This window comes from Pseudomonas sp. Irchel 3E20 (genome assembly GCF_900187645.1).
Classification (GTDB): Bacteria; Pseudomonadota; Gammaproteobacteria; order Pseudomonadales; family Pseudomonadaceae; genus Aquipseudomonas.
On record NZ_FYEE01000021.1, the window covers coordinates 1 to 23,992 of the forward strand.

Below are 23,992 nucleotides of genomic sequence, written 5' to 3' on the forward strand. Positions count from 1 at the left end.
GCATCAGGGCCTTGCCACCCCACACCGCGCCATACAGCAACGCCACGACACCGCATACGGCAGCCAGGCCAACGAGGGTGGGTGGCGCAATGTTTCTCATCGTCATTTCTTCTGTCTCTAAGTACGTGATCGCTTGATAGGTCACGAACGTCAGCCAGCCGAGCGCCAGGAGCAGACCGATCCAGAGGAAAACCGTTAAGCGCGGTCGGCTGCTCATGATTGACCTCCTGTGTGGCCGGGCCTTCTGACCAGTGGGGGCGGCGTCATTGGCACCAATTCCGGGGAGGGGAATGTTCCTTCGTCGTAGTACAGGTAGCTGGCAGTGACCAAGGCTCGCGCCTGGGCACTGAGCTTTGGCCAGCCAGGCATTTGTGTTATCCCATCGTTGAACAGCTCCTTACTCATCCGCCAATCCGCCACCGCAATCAGCACCTCACGAATATGCGGATCGTCCAAACATTTTCCCTGCCCCACCGCCACATCCATCGCCGTTACCCACCGATGGTTTTCCGGGCTGCGCAACACCGCCGAGTGATAACTGTTGTTGCCCCATTCGTTGGGGTCGACTGCCAGGCGTGCGCGGATTTCGTTGGGGGTTTCTTCGCGTTCGATCAAGAAATAACCGACCGGGCTGAGCATCTTTGCTGAAGCCCTCGCCGAACATCTCCAGCAGGTTGTTGGTGGCATTGGCGAAAAACCCGCCGCCCTTGGCGAAGTGGCGGTCCAGGCGATTGTCGAAAACGTCCTGATACTGGGTGCGCAGCTGGGTCGGGTCACCGTTCTTGTCGCGTTTTATCTCGTTGGGCGCGGCGCGATACCCCCAGTAGAACGGGATGAAACAACTGCGGGTGGTTTTATCGGTGCTGCGTTTGTAGAGGTAGGTGTCGGGGTCGTCGAGACTGTCTTTGTTTCGCGCAGACAAGCGCTCTACAGGCATCGCCTTCGCCGCCGCGAAGTCCGCCCCATACCGCCCCGCACACAAATCCGGGCGGTGCAGGCGCTCGTTCAAGCCTTGCATCAGCCCGGTTTCCACTGACTCATAGGCGGCGCCGGGGTCATTGACGCCATGCAAAAAAATCACAATACCGGGCATATCCCGAGGGATGGCGATCAGTCGATCGCTCGGCCGATTCGGCACAAGCCGGGTGCGCAGTTCGGCGATTACGGCGTAGGTGGGGTTGCTCATCGGGGGCGTCCTTGTGTGGCTGAGGGCGACGGACGCTCATCTACGGGAAAGGGATAGCGGTTCGCCTGAGCGCACAAATATGAGCATGGGGTAAGTGAAACCACATGTCGGACAGGGGCCATGCACGAGTAGGACCGATCCGAAAATGCTCATGCTGCCCGTGGGGTGAGGGCAGGAGCCTGGAGCAGAGACAGAACGCCCACGGGGGCAACTTGGAGTCAAAAAAAACCCACCCGCTTCGCTAGAAGGGGTGGGCTTTTTTACGCTGGGAAGATCAGACCTTGACGATCCAGCCTGCTGGCGCTTCGATGTCGCCGGTTTGTACGCCGGTCAGCTCTTTGTAGAGCTTCTGGGTCACAGGGCCGACTTCGGTCTGGCTGTGGAACACGTGCAGGTGATCCTTGTAGCTGATGCCACCGATGGGCGTGATGACCGCAGCGGTGCCGCAGGCGCCGGCTTCTTTGAAATCGGCCAGTTTGTCGACAAATACGTCGCCTTCAATCACTTCCAGCCCCAGGCGCGATTTGGCCAGTTCGATCAACGACAGGCGGGTGATGCCCGGCAGGACCGACGGCGAGTTCGGCGTGACGAACTTGTCGTCATGGGTGATCCCGAAGAAGTTGGCCGAGCCGACTTCCTCGATTTTCGAGTGGGTCTGCGGGTCCAGGTAGATGCAATCGGCGAAGCCGGTTTTTTTCGCCTGGGAGCCGGGCATCAGGCTGGCGGCGTAGTTGCCGCCGACCTTGGCGGCGCCGGTGCCGTTGGGGGCGGCGCGGTCGTAGCCGGAGATCAGGAAGTTGTGCGGGGTCAGGCCGCCCTTGAAGTAGGCGCCCACCGGGATGCAGAAGATCGAGAAGATGAACTCGGGTGCGGTACGCACGCCGATGTTGTCACCCACGCCAATCACGAACGGGCGCAGGTACAGCGCGCCGCCGGTGCCGTACGGCGGGATGAAGCGCTCGTTGGCGCGCACCACGTCCTTGCAGGCCTGGATAAAGGCGTCGGTCGGCACATGCGGCATCAGCAGGCGCGCGCAGCTGCGTTGCATGCGCAGGGCATTCTGGTCCGGGCGGAACAGGTTGATCGAGCCGTCCTTGCAGCGGTAGGCCTTCATGCCTTCGAAGCATTGCTGGCCATAGTGCAGGGCAGTGGAGCCCTCGCTGATGTGCAGCACGTTGTCTTCGGTCAGGGTGCCTTTGTCCCACTCGCCGTCGCGAAAGTAAGACAGAAAACGTTTGTCAGTCTTGATGTAGTCAAAACCCAGTTTGTCCCAATTGATGCTTTCGTTACCCATGACACCCTCTATCACTTGACATCCGCCTGGTCGAAGCAGGCTTCTGGTTTTTGCTGGATGGGCGCAACGATACTCCATTGCGCGGCTGTGTGGGAGCAGGCTCGCTCCCACACGCTCAACACTGACTAAATGTGCAGCGCGTGCCCCAGTGCCCGCAGGGCGGCTTCATGCACCGCTTCGCCCAGTGTGGGGTGAGCGTGGATGGTGCCGGCGATGTCTTCCAGGCGCGCGCCCATTTCCAGGGACTGGCCGAACGCCGTAGACAGCTCGCTGACGCCCACGCCCACCGCTTGCCAACCGAGGATCACATGGTTGTCGCGCCGTGCCACCACCCGCACGAACCCGGCCTTGGATTCCAGGCTCATGGCCCGGCCGTTGGCAGCGAACGGGAAGTTGGCGACGATGCAGTCCAGCCCGGCGGCCTTGGCTTCGTCTGGGGTTTGGCCGACCACCACCAGTTCCGGGTCGGTGAAGCACACGGCGGCGATGGCGGTGGGGTTGAACTCGCGGTGTTTGCCGGCGATCACTTCCGCGACCATCTCGCCTTGGGCCATGGCGCGGTGGGCGAGCATCGGTTCGCCGCTGAGGTCGCCGATGGCCCAGACGTTGCGCATGCTGGTCTGGCAACGGTTGTCGACTTTGATCGATGAGCCGTTCATCGCCAGGTCCAGGGCTTCGAGGTTGAAACCTTGGGTGTTGGCTTTGCGGCCCACGGCCACCAGCACCTGGTCGGTGGGCAGGTTCAGGCGTTCGCCCTGGGGGTCACGCACTTGCAGGGTGTTGGTCTGGGCGTCGAAGCCCTCGACACTGTGCTTGAGGTAGAGCTTCACGCCGAGTTTCTTCAGTGCCTCGTGCACAGGCTGGGTCAGTTCGCCGTCGTAGGCTGGCAGGATGCGCTCCTGGGCCTCGACCACGCTGACCTGGGCCCCGAGCTTGGCGTAGGCCGTGCCCAGTTCCAAACCGATGTAGCCACCGCCGACCACCACCAGGCGCTTGGGCACCGAGGTGGGCGCCAGGGCTTCGGTGGACGAAATGATCGCCCCGCCAATGGGCAGCATCGGCAGGTTGACGCTTTTCGAGCCGGTGGCCAGCAGCAGGTGTTCGCACTGGATGCGGGTGTTGGCGCCTTCGATCTCGACGGTCTTGCCGTCGACAATCCGCGCCCAGCCCTGTATGACCTGAACCTTGTGTTTTTTCAGCAGGGCCGCGACGCCGCTGGTCAGGCGATCGACGATGCCGTCCTTCCACTCCACGCTTTTGCCGATGTCCAGGGTGGGCGCCGCGACCTGGATGCCCAGGGCCGAGCCCTGGCTGTGCTGGCGGGTCTGGTGCAGTTGCTCGGCGACGTGGATCAAGGCCTTGGACGGGATGCAGCCGATGTTCAGGCAGGTGCCGCCCAGGGCCTGGCCTTCGACCAAGACGGTGGTGATCCCCAGTTGGCCGGCGCGGATGGCCGCCACATAGCCGCCAGGGCCGCCGCCGATAATCAGCAGCGTGGTATTGAGCGTCTGTTGCATGTCTTACTCCACAAACAGGCTGGCGGGTTGCTCGAGCAGGCCACGGATGGCCTGGATAAACAGCGCCGCGTCCATGCCGTCGACCACCCGGTGATCGAAGGAGCTGGAGAGGTTCATCATTTTGCGAACCACGATCTGGCCTTTGATAACCATCGGCCGTTCGACGATTTTGTTCACGCCGACGATGGCCACTTCCGGCAGGTTAAGCACCGGGGTGCTGACGATGCCGCCCAACGCGCCCAGGCTGGTCAGGGTGATGCTCGACCCCGACAGCTCATCGCGGCTGGCCTTGCCGTTGCGCGCGGCGTTGGCCAGGCGTGCGATCTCCGCGGCGCTGTCCCACAGGCTACGGGCTTCGGCGTGGCGCACCACCGGCACCATGAGGCCCACGTCGCTCTGGGTGGCGACGCCCACGTGCACCGCGCCGAGGCGGGTGATGACCTGGGCCTGGTCGTCGTAACGGGCGTTGATCTGCGGGAAGTCGCGCAGGGCCACCACCAGGGCACGCACCAGGAACGGCAGCAAGGTCAGCTTGCCGCGGCTGGCACCGTGTTTTTCGTTGAGGTGGGCGCGCAGCTCTTCCACGGCGGTCACGTCGATTTCCTCGACATAACTGAAATGAGCGGCGCGCTGGGTGGCGTCCTGCATGCGCTGGGCGATCTTGCGGCGCATGCCGATCACCGGGATCTGCTGCTCGTCATGGCGCTCGGCGTACGCCGCCGGGGCCGCGGCGCGGGCCGTGCCCTGGGCGAGGTAGGCGTCGAGGTCTTCGTGCAGGATGCGCCCGGCGGGGCCGCTGCCCTGGACCAGGCGTAGCTGGATGCCGGCGTCCAGCGCATGCTTGCGCACCGCTGGCGAGGCCAGTGGGCGCTCGTCGGCGCTACGTGCCACGGGCGCCTGTGGCGCTGGGCGGCTGACGGGGACAGCGGGTTTGGCCAGTGGGGCCGCCATTGCGGGCGCTGGCGTCGGGGCCGCTTGCGCGGTTTCGACCGGCGCAACCTTGGCGGGCGCGGCGGGCGGCGCATCCTTGACGTTGCCCGCGCCTTCGACCTCGATGCTGATAAGGATGCTGCCCACGGCCATCACTTCGCCGGGCTGGCCGCCCAGGGCGATGACCTTGCCGTGCACCGGGGAGGGGATGTCGACCATGGCCTTGTCGGTCATGACGTCGGCCAGCACTTGGTCTTCAACCACCATGTCGCCGACCTGGACGTGCCACACCGACAGTTCTACTTCTGCGATGCCTTCGCCGATGTCCGGCATCTTGATGACGTGCGTACCCATTTAAACCTCCATGACCCGATGCAAAGCCGCGCCCACGCGGGACGGCCCAGGGAAATACGCCCATTCCTGCGCGTGGGGGTAGGGCGTGTCCCAACCCGTGACACGCTCGATGGGCGCTTCCAGGTAGTGGAAGCAATGCTCTTGCACCAGCGCCACCAACTCGGCGCCGAAACCGCAGGTGCGGGTGGCTTCGTGGACGATCACGCAGCGGCGGGTTTTTTTCACCGAATTGACGATGGTTTCCAGGTCCAGCGGCCACAGGCTGCGCAGGTCGATGACCTCGGCGTCGATGCCGGATTCTTCGGCCGCCACTTGCGAGACATAGACGGTGGTGCCGTAGGTGAGGATGGTCACGTCCTTGCCTGGGCGGGTGATGGCAGCCACATCCAGTGGCACCGTGTAGTAGCCGTCCGGCACTTGTGCGGCGGGGTGTTTGGACCACGGCGTTACCGGGCGGTCGTGGTGGCCGTCGAACGGGCCGTTGTACAGGCGCTTGGGCTCCAGGAAGATCACCGGGTCATCGTTTTCGATGGAGGCGATCAGCAGGCCCTTGGCGTCGTAGGGGTTGGAGGGCATCACGGTGCGCAGGCCGCAGACCTGGGTGAACACCGCTTCGATGCTCTGGCTGTGGGTCTGGCCGCCGTAGATGCCGCCGCCGCAGGGCATGCGCATGGTCATAGGCGCGGTGAACTGGCCCGCCGAGCGGTAGCGCAGGCGGGCCGCTTCGGAAATGATCTGGTCCGAGGCCGGGTACACGTAGTCGGCGAACTGGATTTCCGCCACCGGCCGCAGGCCATAGGCGCCCATGCCCACGGCAACGCCGATGATGCCGCTTTCGGAGATCGGCGCGTCGAACACCCGGGAGGTGCCGTACTTGGTCTGCAAGCCTTCGGTGCAACGGAACACGCCGCCGAAGTAGCCCACGTCCTGGCCGAACACGACCACGTTGTCGTCACGCTCAAGCATCACATCCATGGCCGAGCGCAGGGCCTGGATCATGGTCATGGTAGTGGTGGTCATGGCGGTTTCCAGCTCGATTTGGTTGTTGTGATCGTTCATGTCAGATCCCCAACTCTTGACGCTGGCGCTTCAAGTGCTCCGGCATCTCTTTATAGACATCCTCGAACATGCTCGCCGCGCTCGGGATCTGCCCGCCGGAAAGCGTGCCGTACTGCTCCGCCTCTTTTTGCGCGGCGATCACCTGGGCTTCGAGTTCGGCGCTGACCGCCGCGTGTTCTTCCTGCGACCATTGGCCGATTTTCACCAGGTGCTGCTTGAGGCGGGCAATCGGGTCGCCCAACGGGAAGTGGCTCCAGTCGTCGGCGGGGCGGTACTTGGACGGATCGTCCGAGGTCGAGTGCGGGCCGGCGCGGTAAGTCACCCACTCGATCAGGGTCGGCCCCAGGTTGCGCCGCGCCCGTTCGGCGGCCCAGGCGGAAGCGGCGTAGACCGCGATGAAGTCGTTGCCATCGACCCGCAGCGAGGCGATGCCACAGCCCACGCCACGGCCGGCGAAGGTGGTGGCTTCACCACCGGCGATGGCTTGGAAGGTGGAGATTGCCCATTGGTTGTTGACCACGTTGAGGATCACCGGCGCCCGGTAGACGTGGGCAAAGGTGAGGGCGGTGTGGAAGTCCGATTCGGCGGTGGCGCCGTCGCCGATCCAGGCCGAGGCGATCTTGGTATCGCCCTTGATCGCCGAGGCCATGCCCCAGCCCACGCCTTGTACAAACTGGGTGGCGAGGTTGCCGGAGATGCTGAAGAAGCCGTAGTCACGCACCGAGTACATGATCGGCAGTTGGCGGCCCTTGAGCGGATCGCGCTCGTTGGACAGCAACTGGCAGATCAGGTCCACCAACGGCACTTCGCGGGCCATCAGGATGCTTTGCTGGCGGTAGGTGGGGAAGCACATGTCGGTGACATTGAGCGCCAGGGCCTGGGCGCTGCCGATGGCTTCCTCGCCGAGGCTCTGCATGTAGAACGACATTTTCTTCTGGCGCTGGGCCACCACCATGCGGTTGTCGAAGATCCGCGTCATGAGCATGGTGCGCATGCCCTTGCGCAGGATCTCCACGGGCACGCCTTCGGCCCATGGGCCCAAGGCATTGCCCTGGTCGTCAAGCACCCGGATCAGGCCCTTGGCCAGGTCGGCGGTGTCGGCGGGTTCGACGTCGATGGCAGGTTTGCGCACGGTGCCAGCATCGGTCAGACGCAGGTACGTGAAGTCGGTTTTGCAGCCGGGACGGCCGGAGGGTTCGGGAACGTGCAGGCGCAGCGGTTCGTACTGCTGGGTCATGGCTTTCTACGCTCTATCTTGTGAATTTCTTGTAGTGGGCGCGCTTAGCTGACAGTCCTTCGCCGGGTAGGCGAAATATTGTCCTACAACAATCATAGGCCGGGGGCAGGAGAATATTTATCTGTGTTTCGTTGCGTTGGAGGTGATTTGCAGATAAAAAATCTGCATAAACATAAAAAACAGGTGGTTTTGTCTCATGCGCAAGCTGGATCGTACCGATATCGGCATTCTCAACAGCCTTCAGGAGAACGCCCGCATCACCAACGCCGACCTTGCCCGGTCGGTCAACCTGTCGCCCACCCCATGCTTTAACCGGGTCAAGGCGATGGAGGAACTGGGCTTGATCCGCGAGCAAGTGACGCTGCTAGACGCCGAGCTGTTGGGCCTGCACGTCAATGTGTTTATCCACGTCAGCCTGGAGAAACAGGTAGAAGAGGCGTTGCAGCACTTTGAGGAAGCGATTTCCGACCGCCCGGAAGTCATGGAGTGCTACCTGATGGCCGGCGACCCGGACTATCTGATCCGGGTGCTGGTGCCGACCATCCAGGCGCTGGAGCGGTTCATGCTGGATTTTCTGACCAAGGTGCCGGGGGTGGCCAATATCCGCTCCAGTTTTGCCCTCAAGCAGGTGCGCTATAAAACCGCGTTGCCGTTGCCGGCCAATGGGTTGACGGTGGAAGGCTAGGCAAGCCGTTCAAAGGCGATTGAGCGGAATTTTCAGGTAAACGACGCCATTGTCTTCCGCTACCGGCAAATGTCCGGCGCGGATGTTGACCTGCACGGCCGGTAGCAACAGTGCTGGCATGCCTAGGGTGGCGTCGCGCTGGGTGCGCATGGCGACGAATGTCGCTTCATCGATGTCATCGCGCACGTGGATGTTGTGCTGGCGCTGCTCGCCCACCGTGGTTTGGTGGCATGCAGTGCGTTCGGTGGGCGGGTAGTCGTGGCAGACATAGAGGCAGGTAGCGGCCGGGTAGGCCAGCAAGCGTTTGATCGAGGCGAACAACTGCTTGGCGCTGCCGCCGGGGAAGTCGCAACGGGCGGTGCCCGCATCGGGCATGAACAGGGTATCGCCTACCAGAATCGCCTCGTCTTCAATCAGGTACGCCATGTCCGCCGGGGTATGGCCGGGCACATGCAGCGCTCGGGCGCGCAGATTGCCGATACGGAAATCCTCATCGGCGCCGAACAGGTGATCGAACTGCGAGCCATCGACGGCGAAGGGTGGCTTCAGGTTGAACAACGTCTTGAACACGCTTTGGACCTGGGTGATGCCTTGGCCGATAGCGATCTTGCCGCCCAGGTGTGCCCGCAGGTAGGGCGCCGCGGACAGGTGATCGGCGTGGGCATGGGTTTCTAACAACCACTGCACACGCAACCGGTGTTCGTGAACAAAGGCCATGAGGCGGTCGGCCTGGGTAGTGGCCGTGCGGGCGCAAGCGGGGTCGTAGTTGAGGACAGGGTCGACAATGGCGCATTCGCTGCCATCGCACTCGAACACAATGTAGGAAAAGGTCGATGTGTCTTTGTCGAAAAAGGCTTGGATTTGGGCAGGCATAGGGGCGAACCTTTTCAGAAGATTGCGCAAGGGTAGTGAAGTGCGCGCGCTGCTGACCAGTGCCAGGGTGTTTCTGTTGATGCCTGGGCAGTATCCTGTCGCCGATTCGCGACCGGATCACCGGAGCGGCCACTGATTACGGGTTTTATATGCTGGCGATGTTGTTGGGTGGGGTGATGGGGTTGGTGCTGGGCCTGACCGGCGCCGGCGGCGGCATTCTGGCGGTGCCGGCCTTGGTGCTGGGCCTGGGTTGGAGCATGACCCAAGCCGCGCCCGTGGCGTTGCTGGCGGTGGGCAGTGCGGCGGCGGTGGGCGCCCTGGATGGCTTACGCCACGGCTTGGTGCGTTACCGCGCCGCATTGTTGATTGCCTTGCTCGGCGCGCTGTGTTCGCCCATTGGCATCTACTTGGCCCATCGCCTGCCGGAAAAAATCCTCATGGGCCTGTTCAGCCTCCTGATGATGCTGGTGGCCTGGCGCATGTTGCGCCGTGAGGCGCCAGCGCCCGGGCCGAGCGACCACGGCAGCGCATCCTGGGGGCAGAAAAACTGCCTGCTCAACCAGCAGACGGGGCGCCTGGCCTGGACCGCCAAATGCTCGGCCACTCTGGCGGCGTTGGGGGCGGTGACCGGCGTGGTGTCGGGGTTGCTGGGGGTGGGCGGCGGGTTTCTGATCGTGCCGGCGTTCAAGCAACTGACCGATGTGCAGATGCGCGGCATCGTCGCCACGTCGCTCATGGTGATCTGCCTGATTTCGGCGGTCGGGGTGGTGGGGGCGCTGCGGGCCGGGGTGGTTATCGACGCCACGGGTGGCGCGTTTATCACGGCGGCCATCGTGGGCATGCTGGTGGGCCGCGGGGTGTCCGGGCGGGTGCCGGCGCGGCTGTTGCAGGTGGGGTTCGCCAGCCTGTGCCTGGGCTTGGCCGCGTACATGCTGTACACGGCCGCACGTTAGGAGGCGTTTTTAGGAAAGGAAACCGCCATCCACGTTCAACGACACACCGGTGGTGTAGCTGGAAGCGTCGCTGGCCAGGTACAGCACGGCGCCGGCCATTTCGCTGGGGGCCGCCACGCGCTTGAGGGGGATCTGGGCCAGGGCAGTGTTGAGGATCGCGTCGTTTTTCACCAGGGCCGAGGCGAATTTGGTGTCGGTCAGGCCCGGCAGCAGGGCGTTGCAGCGGATGCCGAACTGCGCGCATTCCTTGGCAAACACTTTGGTCATGTTGATGACCGCTGCTTTGGTCACCGAGTAAATGCCTTGGAAGACGCCCGGTGAGATGCCATTGATGGACGCGACGTTGATGATGCTGCCGCCGCCGTTTTCGCGCATCAGCTTGCCGGCTTCCACCGACATGAAGAAGTAACCACGGATGTTCACATCGACAGTTTTCTGGAACGCGCCTAGGTCGGTGTCCAGCACGTTGCAGAACTGTGGGTTGGTGGCCGCGTTGTTGACCAGGATGTCCAGGCGCCCGAACTGCTCGCGGATGCCGGCGAAGACCTGGCCGATCTGTTCCATTTCACCGATATGGCAGGCCACGGCGGTGGCTTTGCCGCCATCGGCGATGATCGCGTCGGCAACGTGTTGGCAGCCTTCGAGCTTGCGGCTCGACACGATCACGTGGGCACCTTGCTGGGCCAGGAGTTTGGCGATGGCTTCGCCAATACCGCGGCTGGCGCCGGAGACGAAAGCGATCTTGCCATCGAGGTCGAACAACTGAGTCTTGGACATGGTTTTTCCTTGTTATAAGCCGTCGATCAGAGGCTGGATTTGGCGATGACTTGCAGGCTCATGTGCTCCAGCAACTTGTTCATCGAAATGAACTGCGCGAAGCGTTTGTCCTGGGTCTGGCCGTGGAAGAAGCGGTAGTAGATCTGCTGCACGATGCCGGCGAGGCGAAATAGGCCGTAGGTGTAGTAGAAATCGAAGTTATCGATGCGAATGCCCGCGCGTTCGGCGTAGTAATCGACAAATTCCCGGCGAGTGAGCATGCCGGGCGCGTGGCTGGGCTGGCGCCGCATCAACTGCACGGGTGCCGGGTCGCCGGCTTCGATCCAATAGGCCAGGCTGTTGCCCAGGTCCATCAGTGGGTCGCCCAGGGTGGTGAGTTCCCAGTCCAGTACGCCGATGATCTGCATCGGGTTGTGGGGGTCGAGGATCACGTTGTCGAAGCGGTAGTCGTTATGCACGATGCTGGAGGTCGGGTGGTCGGCGGGCATTTTGTCCTTGAGCCAGGCCTTGACCGCTTCCCACTTGGGCGCGTCGGGGGTCAGGGCTTTGTCGTAGCGCTCGCTCCAGCCGCGGATCTGGCGCTCCACATAGCCTTCGGGCTTGCCCAGGTCCGCCAGGCCGCAGGCGCGGTAGTCGACGCGGTGCAGCTCAACGAACTTGTCGATAAAGCTTTTGCACAGGGCCTCGGTCTTGCTGGCGTCCAGGCCCAGCTCCGGGGGCAGTTCCGAGCGCAGGATGATGCCGTTGACCCGCTCCATCACATAGAACTCGGCACCGATCACCGCTTCGTCGGTGCAGTGCACGTAAGCCTTGGGGCAATACGGGAAGCCGTCCTGGAGTTGGTTGAGGATGCGGAACTCGCGGCCCATGTCGTGAGCGGACTTGGCCTTGTGGCCAAACGGCGGGCGGCGCAGCACGAATTCCTGGCCGGGGTATTCCAGCAGGTAGGTGAGGTTCGAGGCGCCGCCCGGGAACTGGCTGATCCGTGGGGTGCCGCTCAGGCCGGGAATGTGCGCCTTGAGGTAGGGGTCGATGAGACTGACATCGAGTTCTTCGCCGGGGCGAATGGGGGTGGACTGGTCAGTAAGCGTCATGCTTATCCCTTCTGCTTATTTTGGATGCCAGAGACTATTGGCTAATCTAATGTGCCCGCCGGGCCCCCACAACCACGAGAGGCCTTTATAGGTGTGGGTGTTGCCGGGTAATCATTGTTTTTGATACGGGCGTTTGAATTGTCCGACAAGGCCGTTTCAAGCCTTCGCCGGCAACGCCAGCGGGGTGAGCAAAGGTTGCCCGGCGAAGTGCGCCAGCAGGTTTTTACCCACCAGTTCCACCGTCGCCTGGGTCGCTTGCGGCGATAGCCCGGCCACGTGTGGGGTGAGCACGACGTTGCTCAATACCTTAAGGGCCTCGGGCACCAGAGGCTCGTCGTCGAACACATCCAGCGCCGCCCCGGCGATGCGTCGTTGTTCCAAGGCGCTGATAAGTTCGCCGGTGTTCACCACGCTGGCCCTGGCGATGTTGACGAGAAAGCCGTTGGGGCCGAGCGCATCCAGGGCCTGCTTGTTAATCAGGTTGCGGGTGCCCAGGCCGCCGGGGGTGGCGACGATCAAAAAATCCGAGGCCCGCGCCAGTTCCGTGGGCGTGGAGCAAAAATCGTAGGGCACGTCGCTACGGTGCTGGCGGTTGTGGTAGCTGACGCTCATTTCAAAGCCTTTGGCGCCGCGCTGGGCGATGGCCATGCCCACGGCACCCAGGCCCAGGATGCCCAGGTGTTTGCCGGCCAGGGACGGGCGCATGATTTTCGGCCACTCGCCCCGGCGCACGGCGGCGTCGGCGCGGGGAATGTCGCGCACCAAGGCCAGCAGCAGGGCCATGGCGTGGTCGGCCACTGACGAGGCATTGACCCCGGCGCCATTGGTGACCGCGATCCCGCGGTTGCTGGCGGCTTGCAGGTCAACCTGCTCATGGCCGGCACCGATCACGCAGATGATTTCCAGGTGGGGCAGGGCGGCCATCTCTTCGCCCGTCAGGCCCAGGGGGCCGCGGGTGAGTACCGCGCGGATTTGCCCGGCGTGGGTCTGGATCGCCTGGGCCCGCTCGGCCGGGGTGGGCGCGAGGATCAGGTGAAAGCCGCTGTGCTCCAGAATCGGCAGGTAGTCATTGATGGTTTCAACCAGGACCAGAACGGTGTTGGGCATGCTGCGCTCCTGTGGGCAAGGCTGTGGGGCAAGGGCGCCAGACTGCTGGCTTGGCCGGTGTTTGGCAATGGTAGACGCGGTTACGCGCGGCTGCCGCCCCGCGTGGGGCCTGCATCTTGGCGCAGCCGCTAGTGGCATTTGGCTGTCGTCGTCATGGACGTACACAAACGCGACCGTTGGCCTGATCCGCCTAACCGTTGCTCAGCTAAGTCTTTGCTTCTGTTGATGAATCCCCCAGAATCGCGGCCCTGTTACGGCCGGGGCGCTGCCTGTCGGGTTTTTCCGACTCGCTTCGGCTGTGTGGCAAATGACCGGAATGCGGAGATCCGACCGGATGAAAGATCAAGCCAATAGCGTCAACCCACCGTTTGACGCGGCTTTACCTGTCAGCATCAGTGCCTGGAATCGCCAGGACACCACGTGGATGTTGGGTCTGTTTGGGACGGCCATCGGCGCCGGCACCCTGTTTTTGCCGATCAACGCTGGCCTGGGCGGTTTCTGGCCGTTGCTGATCCTCGCGCTGCTGGCCTTCCCCATGACCTTTTACGCGCACCGTGGCTTGACCCGGTTCGTGCTGTCGGGCCGTGAGGGCTCTGACATTACTGAGGTGGTTGAGGAGCATTTCGGCATCAAGGCCGGCGCACTGATTACCCTGCTGTACTTCTTTGCGATTTTCCCGATCCTGCTGATCTACAGCGTCGCGCTGACCAACACCGTGGGCAGCTTCATGGAGCATCAGTTGCACATCATGCCGCCGCACCGGGCGGTGCTGTCGTTTGTGCTGATTCTCGGCCTGCTGGCAGTGGTGCGCTGCGGCGAGCAGGTGATCGTCAAAGCCATGAGCCTGATGGTTTATCCGTTTATTGTCGCGCTGCTGTTTCTGGCGGTTTTTCTCGTTCCCCACTGGAATGGCGGCATCCTGGAGACTGCCTCCACCGTGCCTGCGCCCTCGGCGCTGCTGCACACCCTGTGGCTGGCGATTCCGGTGATGGTGTTCTCGTTCAACCATTCGCCGATCATCTCGGCGTTCGCGGTGGATCAAAAGCGCCGCTATGGCTCCCTGGCCGAGCCGCGCAGTTCGCAGATCCTGTCCCGCGCCCACCTGTTAATGGTGGCGATGGTGCTGTTCTTCGTGTTCAGTTGCGTGCTGACCCTGTCGCCGGCGCAATTGGCCGAGGCCAAGGCGCAGAACCTGTCGATCCTGTCGTACCTGGCCAACCACTTCAGCAACCCGACCATCGCTTTCGCTGCGCCCTTGATTGCCTTCGTGGCCATTTCCAAGTCGTTCCTGGGCCACTACATCGGCGCCAGCGAAGGCCTCAAGGGCCTGATCGTCAAGAGCGGCCGACGCCCAGCGCCCAAGACCCTGGACCGCATGACCGCAGCGTTCATGCTGGTGGTGTGCTGGATCGTGGCCACGCTCAACCCGAGCATCCTGGGCATGATCGAAACCCTGGGCGGGCCGATCATCGCCGCCATCCTGTTCTTGATGCCGATGTACGCCATCCGCAAGGTGCCGGCCATGGCCAAGTACCGTGGCCAGGCGTCCAACGTGTTCGTGACCCTGGTGGGGTTGGTGGCGATTTCGGCGTTGATTTATTCGTTAACGGCGTAAGCAATATTCCCACCACTCTGTGGGAGTGAGCCTGCTCGCGATAGCGCCCTTTCAGCCGACATCTATGTTCAATGAAAGACCGCCATCGCGAGCAACCTCGCCACAGATGACACCCACATCCTGCGCAACGGTTGATGAGCATCAACGCCTAGTGGCCGTAAGCCGCTATGCTGGGTGGTTTTAGTCACCTTCCAGCCAGGCGTCCCCCAGCGTGTCGACCCCGCCCAAACCCACCACCTTGTTACCCGTTGCCCATCCTCCTGCGACCGTGCGTCAGCGCCGCCTCGGCGATTTGCTGGCCGGTTTGTCGGTGGCCGGGTTGCTGCTGCCCGAGGCCGTGGCCTATTCGACCATCGCTGCGTTGCCGCCCCAGGCCGGGGTGATCGCCTTGTTTGCCGGGTTGCTGTGCTATGGCCTGTTTGGTGGCAGTCGTTTTGCCATTGTCTGCGCCACGTCGTCTTCGGCGGCGGTGCTGGCGGCGGCGACGGCGAGCTTGGCCGGTGGCGATTCGGCATTGCGCATGACCTTGGCGGTGGCCTTGGTGCTGGTGACGGGGGTGTTTTTCCTGCTGGCCGGGCTGCTCAAGTTGGGCAGCGTCACGGCGTTCATCGCCAAACCGGTGCTGCGCGGTTTCGCCTTTGGCCTGGCGCTGACCATCATCCTCAAACAAGTGGCGAGCATCGTTGATGTGCCGTTGAGCAACGGCAACCTGGTGCGGTTCCTGCCGCAACTGCTGGAGCAATGGCCGCAGTGGAACTGGGCCGGGGCCGCGGTGGCCGGGGTGGCGTTGGCGCTGTTATGGCTGTTCGCCCGGGTACGCTGCCTGCCAGGGGGCTTGCTGGTGTTGATGGCGGGCATTGCGGCGGGGCGTTGGCTGGATTTGCCGGCCCACGGCGTGAAGTTGATCGGGGTGATCGAGCTGAGCCTGGAGGTGCCTTCCCTGCCGGTACTGCCATTTTTTGACTGGTTGCGCCTCGGCGAGCTGGGCTTTGCCATGGTGATGATTCTGTACGCCGAGTCCTATGGCTCCATCAGCGCCTTCGCCCTCAAACACGGTGACCGGGTGTCCTCGAACCGTGACTTGTGGGCGCTGGGCGCCGGTAACCTGCTGTCCGGGCTGTTCCATGGTATGCCGGTGGGCGCCGGGTACTCGGTGACCTCGGCCAATGAAGCGGCCGGGGCGACGTCGCGCCTGGCCGGCGCGGTGGCGGCCCTGGTGGTGTTGTTCATCGTGCTGACGATGCTGCCGTGGATCGCCCTGACACCGGAGCCGGTGCTGGCCGCAGTGGTCATCCACGCGCTGTCCCGAGGCTTGAGCCTCAAGCCGCTGGGGCGCTACTTCGTCTGGCGCCGCGATCGCTTGCTGGTGATTTGCGCGGTGGTGGCGGTGTTGGTGCTGGGGGTGTTGGATGGTCTGCTGATGGCCGTGGCGATCAGCGTGGTACTGATGCTGCGGCAGATGTCGGCGGCGGATATCCAGGCCCTGGGGCAGATGGGGGGCGGCCATGATTACGTTGACCTCGGCCGCCACCCGCAGGCGCGGGAAGTGCCGGGGGTGCTGGTGCTGCGGCCGGGGGAGCAGCTGTTCTTCGCCAATGTGGAGCGCATCCTGGGCAATGCCCTGCGCCTGATCCGCCACACGCCCGAACCGGTACACACGGTGATTCTCAGCCTTGAGGAGTCCTCCAACCTTGATGGCACCAGTATCGAGGCCTTAGCCGAGTTCTTCGCCCGGGTCGGCGAGGAGGGCAAGCACCTGGTGCTGGCGCGGCTCAAGCACCGGGCCAAACAGGGCCTGCTCGCCTTGCCCGAGGCCGAGCGCGACGGTGTGATGCTCAGTGGCCTGAGCGTGGACGATGCGGTGCAGGCAGCGCTCAAACGCCAGGCATAAAAAAACGCCGCGTACCTGGCGGTGCGCGGCGTTTTCTACAGCGGTTAAGCCTTAGGCTTGAATGACCGGGATATTGGCATTCGCTGCGGCTTCACGGAACTCGGCGATCTGGTCGAAACTCAGGTAGCGATAGACATCGCTGGCCATGGTGTCGATTTCCTTCGCGTAGACCATGTATTCCTCGACGGTCGGCAGGCGACCCAGGATCGAGGCCACCGACGCCAGCTCGGCCGAAGCCAGGTAGACGTTGGCGCCGTCGCCCAGACGGTTCGGGAAGTTACGGGTGGAAGTGGAGACCACTGTGGCGTTCGGCTCAACCCGTGCCTGGTTACCCATGCACAGCGAGCAGCCCGGCATTTCCATGCGCGCGCCAGCCTTGCCGTAGATGCCGTAGTAGCCTTCTTCGGTCAGTTGGTGAGCGTCCATCTTGGTCGGCGGCGACAGCCACAGGCGAGTTGGCAACTGGCCCTTGACCTGCTCCAGCAACTTACCGGCAGCGCGGAAGTGACCGATGTTGGTCATGCACGAACCGATGAACACTTCGTCGATCTTCTCGCCAGCCACGCTGGACAGCAGGCGGGCGTCGTCCGGGTCGTTAGGTGCGCAGAGAACTGGCTCCTTGATCTGGGCCAGGTCGATTTCGATGATTTCGGCGTATTCGGCGTCGGCATCGGCCACCATCAGTTCCGGGTTGGCGATCCAGGCTTCCATCGCTTGAGCGCGACGTTCCAGGGTGCGCGCATCGCCGTAGCCTTCGCCGATCATCCAGCGCAGCAGGGTGATGTTGGAGCTCAGGTACTCGGTGATGGACTCTTTGGACAGCTTGATAGTGCAACCGGCAGCCGAACGTTCGGCCGAGGCGTCGGACAGCTCGAAAGCCTGTTCGATGCTCAGGTTGTCCAGGCCTTCGATTTCCAGGATGCGGCCGGAGAAGGCGTTCTTCTTGCCTTTCTTCTCTACGGTCAGCAGGCCAGCCTGGATCGCGTAGTAAGGAATGGCGTGCACCAGGTCACGCAGGGTGACGCCCGGTTGCATCTTGCCTTTGAAGCGCACCAGGATCGATTCCGGCATGTCCAGTGGCATCACGCCAGTGGCGGCGGCGAACGCTACCAGGCCGGAACCGGCCGGGAACGAAATGCCCATCGGGAAACGGGTGTGGGAGTCGCCGCCGGTGCCAACGGTGTCCGGCAGCAGCATGCGGTTCAGCCAGCTGTGGATGATGCCGTCGCCCGGGCGCAGGGACACGCCGCCACGGGTCATGATGAAGTCAGGCAGGGTGTGGTGGGTGGTCACGTCGATCGGCTTTGGATACGCCGCGGTGTGGCAGAAGGACTGCATCACCAGGTCGGCGGAGAAGCCCAGGCACGCCAGGTCTTTCAGTTCGTCGCGGGTCATCGGGCCCGTGGTGTCCTGGGAACCGACGGTGGTCATCTTCGGTTCGCAGTAGGTGCCGGGGCGTACGCCGGTCACGCCGCAGGCCTTGCCGACCATTTTCTGCGCCAGGGTGAAACCCTTGGTGCTTTGCGCGGGGGCTTCTGGCTTCTTGAACAGGTCCGATGGTGGCAGACCCAGTTCGGTACGGGCCTTCTCGGTCAGGCCACGGCCAATGATGAGCGGGATACGGCCGCCAGCACGGACTTCGTCGAGCAGGACCGGGGTCTTCATTTCGAAGGTGGTCAGCACTTCATCGCTGTTGTGCTTGGTGACTTTGCCAGCGTGCGGGTACAGGTCGATCACGTCGCCCATGTGCATGTTGGAAACGTCGAATTCGATCGGCAGTGCGCCGGCATCTTCCATGGTGTTGTAGAAGATCGGAGCGATCTTGCTGCCGAAGCAGAAGCCGCCAGCGCGCTTGTTCGGCACGTAAGGCACGTCGTCGCCGAAGAACCACAGCACCGAGTTGGTTGCCGATTTACGCGAGGAACCGGTACCGACCACGTCACCGACGTAGGCGATAGGGAAACCCTGGCCGCGCATTTCTTCGATCTGCTTCATCGGGCCGGTCACGCCTTGCTCGTCCGGCACGATGCCGTCACGGGCCATTTTCAGCATGGCCAGGGCGTGCAGCGGGATGTCAGGGCGCGACCAGGCGTCCGGGGCAGGGGACAGGTCGTCGGTGTTGGTTTCGCCGGTGACCTTGAACACCCGCAGGCTGATCTTGTCAGCCAGGGTCGGACGGTTCTTGAACCATTCGCCGTCAGCCCAGGATTGCAGCACGCCTTGGGCGTGGGTGTTGCCGTTCTTGGCTTTTTCCGCGACGTCGTGGAACGCATCGAACATCAGCAGGGTGTGCTTGAGCTGGGCTGCGGCCACGGGCGCCAGTTCGGCGTCGTCCAGCAGGTTGACCATGGTGACGATGTTGTAGCCGCCCTGCATGGTGCCCAGCAGCTCGACTGCACGCTTTTTGTCGATCAGCGGGGAAGTGGCTTCGCCCTTGGCCAGGGCCGACAGGAAACCAGCCTTGACGTAGGCAGCTTCGTCAACGCCTGGTGGAATGCGGTTGGTAATCAGGTCAACGAGGAAAGCTTCTTCGCCAGCGGGGGGATTTTTCAGCAGCTCGACCAGGCCTGCAGTTTGTTCGGCGTTAAGCGGCTGGGGAACGATACCCAGGGCGGCGCGCTCTTCGATATGTTTGCGGTAGGCTTCAAGCACAGTTATTACCCTCATCAGTGGTCCCGGTCCGGGACGCTCATCCAGAAATAGCCGGTGCGCAGCGCCTGGGGGCTTTTTGGGCCGCAAAGCCTGCGCTACCGGTATTCCTCACAGAAGCTGCTTTCAAAGTTTTACGCCTGCCGAACGGGCTGATGAGGGTTGGCGCAGAGCTTTCCCCGCTGGAAAGACTCCTCGCCAACACCGTTCTTTAGGATCAACTGTGCTCGTGACGCTTTGAAAACAGCTTCTAACGGACTATTGGCGCCTTAAAAGGCTGGCCGATTCTACGGCAAAAAAAATCTAAAGGTAAGTTAGGCCCTCAAGTTTGAGGGGTGATGAATGTTAGACAAAGGGCTAACATGCCGACCTGTTTTGCTTCCCCGCGTCCTGCCTACCTATGCCCAATCAGACCATCAAGACCCCCTGCGTCGGCCTCTGCTCCACTGTTTACGGTGATTTGGTGTGCCGTGGCTGCAAGCGTTTCCACCACGAAGTGATCCACTGGAACGGCTACAACGAGGAAGAGAAACGCGCGGTGTGGCTGCGCCTGGAGCAACTGCTGGTGCAGGTGATGGCCTCCAAGTTGGAGGTTTTCGACGCCGCTTGCCTGCGTTCGCAGCTGGAACAGCGCAAGATCCGCTTCGTGCCCCATCAGTCCGAGTACTGCTGGGCCTACCAGTTGATCGCCCGCGGTGCGCGGGTCATCAATCAATTGGATGCCTACGGGATGGTGCTGCTGCCGGAGTTTCGCGACTGGAACCTGCCGGAGCTGCGCGATGCCATCGACCGGGAATTTTTCCTGCTCTCCGAGGCCCACTACGAGCGTTACATCGCCCCGGGCTTTCTCAAGGATGCCCTGGCGCGCTGAGCCTTGAACGCAACGGGGGCAAGCGTCGCGACGCTTGCCCCCGTGGTTTGCCTGCTTGGCACCGCACTTGCTAGTGGCGGGCCACTTCCTCCTCCAGATGCCCCATCACGTCCTCAGGCTTGAGCACCAGCACGTCGCAGTTCACGGCGTCGAGCACCACTTCGGCGGTGTTGCCGATCAGCGCGCCGGACAACCCTGTGCGGGCCACGGTGCCGATGATGAGCACCGCGGCGTCCAGCTTGTTGACGTTGTGGGGGATCAGCACATCGGCCGGGCCTTCCTCGATGTGCAGGTGGTCGTCATCGATATCGAACTCGGCCTGGAACGCGCGGCACTGCTCGCGATAGCGGGCCTCGATGGTTTCCTTGAGTTGGAACACCGGGTCCGCCGCCGACAGCATGGGCGAAGGGTGGGCGCTGATGACGTGCAACTTGGCTTTGGCCAGGGAGGCGATGTCGAAGCCATGGTCAACAATGCAGCTGTGCAGGGTGCGGTGCTCGCCGTCGGTGTTGCCCACGTCCACGGCCGCCAGGATGGTGCCGCCGGTCCACGGCGTCGCGGTCTTGACCAGCAGCACCGGGGTGGGGCAGTAGCGCAGCAGTTTCCAGTCCGCCGGGGTCAGCAGGGCTTTTTTCAGCGGGTTGTCGGGGAAATGCTGCTTGATGACCAGCCCGCAGCCCTCGGCTTGTTGCACGTCAATGATGGTTTCGTGCTGGCTTTCCTTCCACGCCTGTTCGGTGGTGACGCTATAGCCTTCTTCCACCAGGCGGGCCTTGAGTACGGCCAGGAGCGCGCCGTGGTCATGTTTTTTGTCGCACACCAGCAGATGCAGATGGGCTTGGGTGACGCCAGCAATCAACTTGGCGCGTTTAAGTGCCAGGCTCTCGGCCGGTGTGGGCTCAATGACCACCAGGATGCTGCGGATGGCTTGCATGGTCGGGTTCTCCAGAAAAGTGACAGGACGTTAGTGCAGCAACTATAGATGCTGCGCGCGCACCCGGATGTTGATGCACATCAAGCCCGGTTGCTGGTGGTCTGCGGCCCGGCCGGTATAATCGGCGCCTTTGCCCGTGAACCCCTACTGCGTGAGCCCCATGTTGCCGATTCTTGACGTCGCCGCTGCCCTGCCTTGCCCCGTATCTTTTCTGACGCAGGTGGCTCAATGATCCTGCCCGAGATCCACGAATTTCTCGGCTGCCGCACGCCGGATGCCTGGGTGCAAGCAGCGCTGGCGGACCAGGAAACCCTGCTCATCGACCACAAGAACTGCGAATTCAAGGCCGCCAGCACCGCCCTGAGCCTGATCGCCAAGTACCACAGCCATGTCGACTTGATAAACCTGATGTCGCGCCTGGCCCGTGAAGAGCTGGTGCACCACGAGCAGGTCATGCGCCTGATGAAAAAACGCAAGATCGGCTTGCGCCAGTTGTCGGCCGGGCGCTACGCCTCGGGCCTGCGCAAAGTGGTGCGCAGCCACGAGCCGGTGAAACTGGTGGATACCCTGGTGGTGGGCGCGTTTATCGAGGCCCGCAGTTGCGAGCGTTTCGAGGCCCTGGTGCCGCACCTGGACGAAGAGCTGGGCAAGTTCTACTTCGGCCTGCTCAAGAGTGAAGCGCGGCACTTCCAGGGCTATCTGAAACTGGCCTACCAGTACGGCGACGCGGCCGACATCGCCCAGGTCATCGAGCGGGTGCGGGCCGCCGAACGGGAGCTGATCGAGTCGCCCGACGTCGAGTTCCGCTTCCACAGCGGCGTGCCGGGCAACTGTTAAAAACTCTTAAAAACATGAAAGTTATGGCCAAACCCGGCAACCCACGCCGTTTTGGCCAATGCCGACGGCATTTTGCCAAGCGTTGACCCTTATACTGCAGCCTCTTCGGATCAAGGGCTGTGGTTGGGCGTTATGGAAAACCTGGGAGTTGGCAAAGTCCTGCTGGTGGAGGACGACGAGCGCTTGGCGGCGTTGATCGCGCACTTTCTCACCCAGCATGGTTTTGAGGTGAGGGCCGTGCACCGCGGTGACGTGGCGCTGGCGGCCTTTCTGGAGTTCAAGCCCCGGGTCGTGGTGCTCGACCTGATGCTGCCGGGGCAAAGCGGCCTGCATGTGTGCCGCGAGATCCGTGCCATTTCCGACATTCCGATTGTCATCCTCACCGCCAAGGAAGATGACCTGGACCACATCCTGGGCCTGGAGTCCGGCGCCGACGACTACGTCATCAAACCCATCAAGCCGCCCGTGTTGCTGGCCCGGTTACGCGCCTTGCAGCGCCGCCAGGTGCCCCAGGATAGCGTGCGCGGCGCCCTGGAATTCGGGCGCCTGGTGATCGACCGCAGTTGCCGCGAAGTGCGTCTGGGCGCACAGGTGATCGACCTCACCACCATGGAGTTCGAGCTGCTGTGGCTGTTGGCCAGTGCGGCGGGCACGCTTCTTTCGCGCGACGACATCCTCAACCGCATGCGCGGCATCGCCTTCGACGGCCTCAACCGCAGCGTGGACGTCTACATCAGCAAACTACGCGGCAAACTCAACGACAACCCTCGCGAACCGGTGTGCATCAAGACCATCTGGGGCAAGGGTTACCTGTTCAATCCGTTTGCCTGGGAGGTCTAGATGCTGCGCCTGTTTTTACGCCTGTACATCGTGCTGGCCATCGGCCTGGCGGGCGCCATCATGGCGGTCAACTACACCTTCTCCGAGCTGCTGCCCGAAGCCAACGAAGCCTATAACCGCGAAGCCCTGCGCGGCCCGGCCTATGGCCTGGTGCAACAACTGCGCCCAGTCACCGGCGCGGCGCGGGCGCAACGCCTGGCCGAGCTGCAACCCCACTACGGCCTGCGCTTGGAACTGGTAGAGGCCAGCGACCTGAGCCTCAGCACCCGCGAACAGGGGCTGTTGGCCGAAGACCAAGTGGTGGTGCGCGGCGACTTCAGCGAGTTTGTCGCGAACATCGATGGCGGCGCGCAGTTGCTCAGCATCAAACTCCCCGAAGAGCCCAAGTGGCTGTATCTCTGGGCGTACTTGTTCCTGGGGGTGTGCCTGGCGCTGGTCCTGTATTTCTGGGTGCGCCCGCATTGGCGCGACCTGGAGTTGATCCGCCTCGGCGCCCAGCGCTTTGGCGACAATGACCTGAGTGCGCGCATCCAGCTCTCGCGACGCTCCAGCGTGCGCGAGTTGGCGGGGCACTTCAACCACATGGCCGAGCGCATCGAAGGCTTGATCGCCCATCAGCGGGAGCTGACCAACGCGGTTTCCCACGAGTTGCGCACCCCCATCGCGCGGCTGTCGTTCGAGCTCGATCAGTTGCGCCAACAGGCCGACCCGCGCAAGCACAGCGAACTCATAAATGACATGTACGCCGACCTCGGCGAGTTGGAGGAAATGGTCTCTGAGCTACTGACCTACGCCAGCCTGGAGCGTGGCGCCACGGTCATCAGCCGCGAAGACATCCAGGCCCAGAGCTGGCTTGACAGCGTAGTCGGCAGCGTGGCCCTGGAGGCGGAAGCGGCGGGGGTGCAGTTGTCCATTGGCGCCTGCCAGGTGGAGTGGGTGCGCATCGAGCCGCGCTTCATGGCCCGGGCCCTGATAAACCTGCTGCGCAACGCCATCCGCTACGCCGAACGGCGGGTGGAGGTATCGCTGGTGCGCCTTGGCGATGGTTATGAAGTGCTGGTCAACGACGACGGCCCCGGCGTGCCGCTGGCCGGGCGGGAGAAGATCTTCGAGCCGTTCTCGCGCCTCGACGCCAGCCGCGACCGCCGCACCGGTGGTTTTGGCCTGGGGCTGGCGCTGGTGCGGCGGGTGTCTCAGTCCCACGGTGGCGAGGTCGAAGTGCTCGATTCCCCCTGGGGTGGCGCCTCGTTTCGCATGACCTGGTTGCACCAGTAGTTAAGCGGGCTCGC

The 23,992-nt window shown here is 63.0% G+C and carries 19 protein-coding genes and 2 pseudogenes; 8 read left to right on the forward strand and 13 right to left on the reverse strand.

Annotated elements, in window-relative coordinates:
• The 7 genes and pseudogenes from CKW13_RS23325 to CKW13_RS23355 all read right to left on the reverse strand — a co-directional run.
• Nucleotides 1–217 (reverse strand): annotated as a pseudogene (locus tag CKW13_RS23325) (hypothetical protein); the annotation flags it as partial.
• Nucleotides 214–1,186: pseudogene (locus CKW13_RS24845) on the reverse strand (DUF3274 domain-containing protein). The pseudogenes CKW13_RS24845 and CKW13_RS23325, both read right to left, overlap by 4 nt.
• A gap of 274 nt (nt 1,187–1,460) precedes the next feature.
• Nucleotides 1,461–2,480, reverse strand: a complete 1,020-nt coding sequence (locus CKW13_RS23335) for a branched-chain amino acid aminotransferase (RefSeq protein WP_095111124.1) — start codon at nt 2,478–2,480, stop codon at nt 1,461–1,463.
• Between the two features lie 125 nt (nt 2,481–2,605).
• Nucleotides 2,606–3,997: a dihydrolipoyl dehydrogenase gene (gene lpdA / locus CKW13_RS23340; RefSeq protein ID WP_095111125.1), complete on the reverse strand. Its 1,392-nt coding sequence runs from the start codon at nt 3,995–3,997 to the stop codon at nt 2,606–2,608.
• A gap of 3 nt (nt 3,998–4,000) precedes the next feature.
• The gene (locus tag CKW13_RS23345; RefSeq protein WP_095111126.1) at nt 4,001–5,281 is read right to left on the reverse strand and encodes a dihydrolipoamide acetyltransferase family protein; all 1,281 of its coding nucleotides are present in this window, start codon (nt 5,279–5,281) and stop codon (nt 4,001–4,003) included.
• On the reverse strand, nt 5,282–6,340 hold the full coding sequence (locus CKW13_RS23350) for an alpha-ketoacid dehydrogenase subunit beta (protein ID WP_095111127.1): 1,059 nt from the start codon (nt 6,338–6,340) through the stop codon (nt 5,282–5,284). It abuts the gene before it with no gap.
• Between the two features lies 1 nt (nt 6,341).
• On the reverse strand, nt 6,342–7,577 hold the full coding sequence (locus CKW13_RS23355; RefSeq protein ID WP_095111128.1) for a 3-methyl-2-oxobutanoate dehydrogenase (2-methylpropanoyl-transferring) subunit alpha: 1,236 nt from the start codon (nt 7,575–7,577) through the stop codon (nt 6,342–6,344).
• 196 nt (nt 7,578–7,773) lie between these two features.
• Between CKW13_RS23355 and bkdR the strand changes: the two genes are divergently transcribed.
• A complete protein-coding gene (bkdR, locus tag CKW13_RS23360) occupies nt 7,774–8,262 on the forward strand; it encodes a Bkd operon transcriptional regulator BkdR (RefSeq protein ID WP_095111129.1) in 489 nt (162 codons plus the stop codon).
• 9 nt (nt 8,263–8,271) lie between these two features.
• Here bkdR and CKW13_RS23365 read toward each other — a convergent pair whose 3' ends face one another.
• Entirely contained in the window at nt 8,272–9,135 is an 864-nt protein-coding gene (locus CKW13_RS23365) for an MBL fold metallo-hydrolase (RefSeq protein ID WP_095111130.1), read from the reverse strand.
• A 149-nt stretch (nt 9,136–9,284) separates the two neighbouring features.
• Between CKW13_RS23365 and CKW13_RS23370 the strand changes: the two genes are divergently transcribed.
• Nucleotides 9,285–10,088, forward strand: coding sequence for a sulfite exporter TauE/SafE family protein (locus tag CKW13_RS23370; RefSeq protein WP_095111131.1), 804 nt, complete (start codon nt 9,285–9,287; stop codon nt 10,086–10,088).
• A 9-nt stretch (nt 10,089–10,097) separates the two neighbouring features.
• On the opposite strand, the gene CKW13_RS23375 is transcribed toward CKW13_RS23370, so the two are convergent.
• The 3 genes from CKW13_RS23375 to CKW13_RS23385 form a co-directional block, all read right to left on the reverse strand.
• A complete protein-coding gene (locus CKW13_RS23375; RefSeq protein WP_095111132.1) occupies nt 10,098–10,865 on the reverse strand; it encodes an SDR family oxidoreductase in 768 nt (255 codons plus the stop codon).
• 26 nt (nt 10,866–10,891) lie between these two features.
• Nucleotides 10,892–11,959: a phosphotransferase family protein gene (locus tag CKW13_RS23380; protein WP_095111133.1), complete on the reverse strand. Its 1,068-nt coding sequence runs from the start codon at nt 11,957–11,959 to the stop codon at nt 10,892–10,894.
• Nucleotides 11,960–12,115: 156 nt separating this feature from the next.
• The gene (locus CKW13_RS23385) at nt 12,116–13,066 is read right to left on the reverse strand and encodes a 2-hydroxyacid dehydrogenase (protein ID WP_095111134.1); all 951 of its coding nucleotides are present in this window, start codon (nt 13,064–13,066) and stop codon (nt 12,116–12,118) included.
• Nucleotides 13,067–13,400: 334 nt separating this feature from the next.
• Here CKW13_RS23385 and CKW13_RS23390 point away from each other — a divergent pair, with 334 nt between their 5' ends.
• The gene (locus tag CKW13_RS23390) at nt 13,401–14,681 is read left to right on the forward strand and encodes a serine/threonine transporter (protein ID WP_095111135.1); all 1,281 of its coding nucleotides are present in this window, start codon (nt 13,401–13,403) and stop codon (nt 14,679–14,681) included.
• A 238-nt stretch (nt 14,682–14,919) separates the two neighbouring features.
• Nucleotides 14,920–16,572 (forward strand): SulP family inorganic anion transporter, encoded by a 1,653-nt coding sequence (locus CKW13_RS23395; protein ID WP_095111149.1) that lies wholly within the window; start codon nt 14,920–14,922, stop codon nt 16,570–16,572.
• Between the two features lie 51 nt (nt 16,573–16,623).
• On the opposite strand, the gene acnB is transcribed toward CKW13_RS23395, so the two are convergent.
• A complete protein-coding gene (gene acnB, locus CKW13_RS23400; RefSeq protein ID WP_095111136.1) occupies nt 16,624–19,224 on the reverse strand; it encodes a bifunctional aconitate hydratase 2/2-methylisocitrate dehydratase in 2,601 nt (866 codons plus the stop codon).
• 397 nt (nt 19,225–19,621) lie between these two features.
• Here acnB and CKW13_RS23405 point away from each other — a divergent pair, with 397 nt between their 5' ends.
• Nucleotides 19,622–20,092, forward strand: coding sequence for a DUF1289 domain-containing protein (locus CKW13_RS23405; protein WP_095111137.1), 471 nt, complete (start codon nt 19,622–19,624; stop codon nt 20,090–20,092).
• Between the two features lie 70 nt (nt 20,093–20,162).
• Here CKW13_RS23405 and CKW13_RS23410 read toward each other — a convergent pair whose 3' ends face one another.
• Entirely contained in the window at nt 20,163–21,026 is an 864-nt protein-coding gene (locus CKW13_RS23410) for a universal stress protein (RefSeq protein WP_095111138.1), read from the reverse strand.
• A 228-nt stretch (nt 21,027–21,254) separates the two neighbouring features.
• Here CKW13_RS23410 and CKW13_RS23415 point away from each other — a divergent pair, with 228 nt between their 5' ends.
• From CKW13_RS23415 to CKW13_RS23425, 3 genes are all read left to right on the forward strand, one after another.
• Nucleotides 21,255–21,863, forward strand: coding sequence for a tRNA-(ms[2]io[6]A)-hydroxylase (locus CKW13_RS23415; protein WP_095111139.1), 609 nt, complete (start codon nt 21,255–21,257; stop codon nt 21,861–21,863).
• A gap of 132 nt (nt 21,864–21,995) precedes the next feature.
• Nucleotides 21,996–22,703, forward strand: a complete 708-nt coding sequence (locus CKW13_RS23420; RefSeq protein WP_095111140.1) for a response regulator — start codon at nt 21,996–21,998, stop codon at nt 22,701–22,703.
• Entirely contained in the window at nt 22,704–23,978 is a 1,275-nt protein-coding gene (locus CKW13_RS23425; protein WP_095111141.1) for an ATP-binding protein, read from the forward strand.
• Nucleotides 23,979–23,992 lie beyond the last annotated feature (14 nt).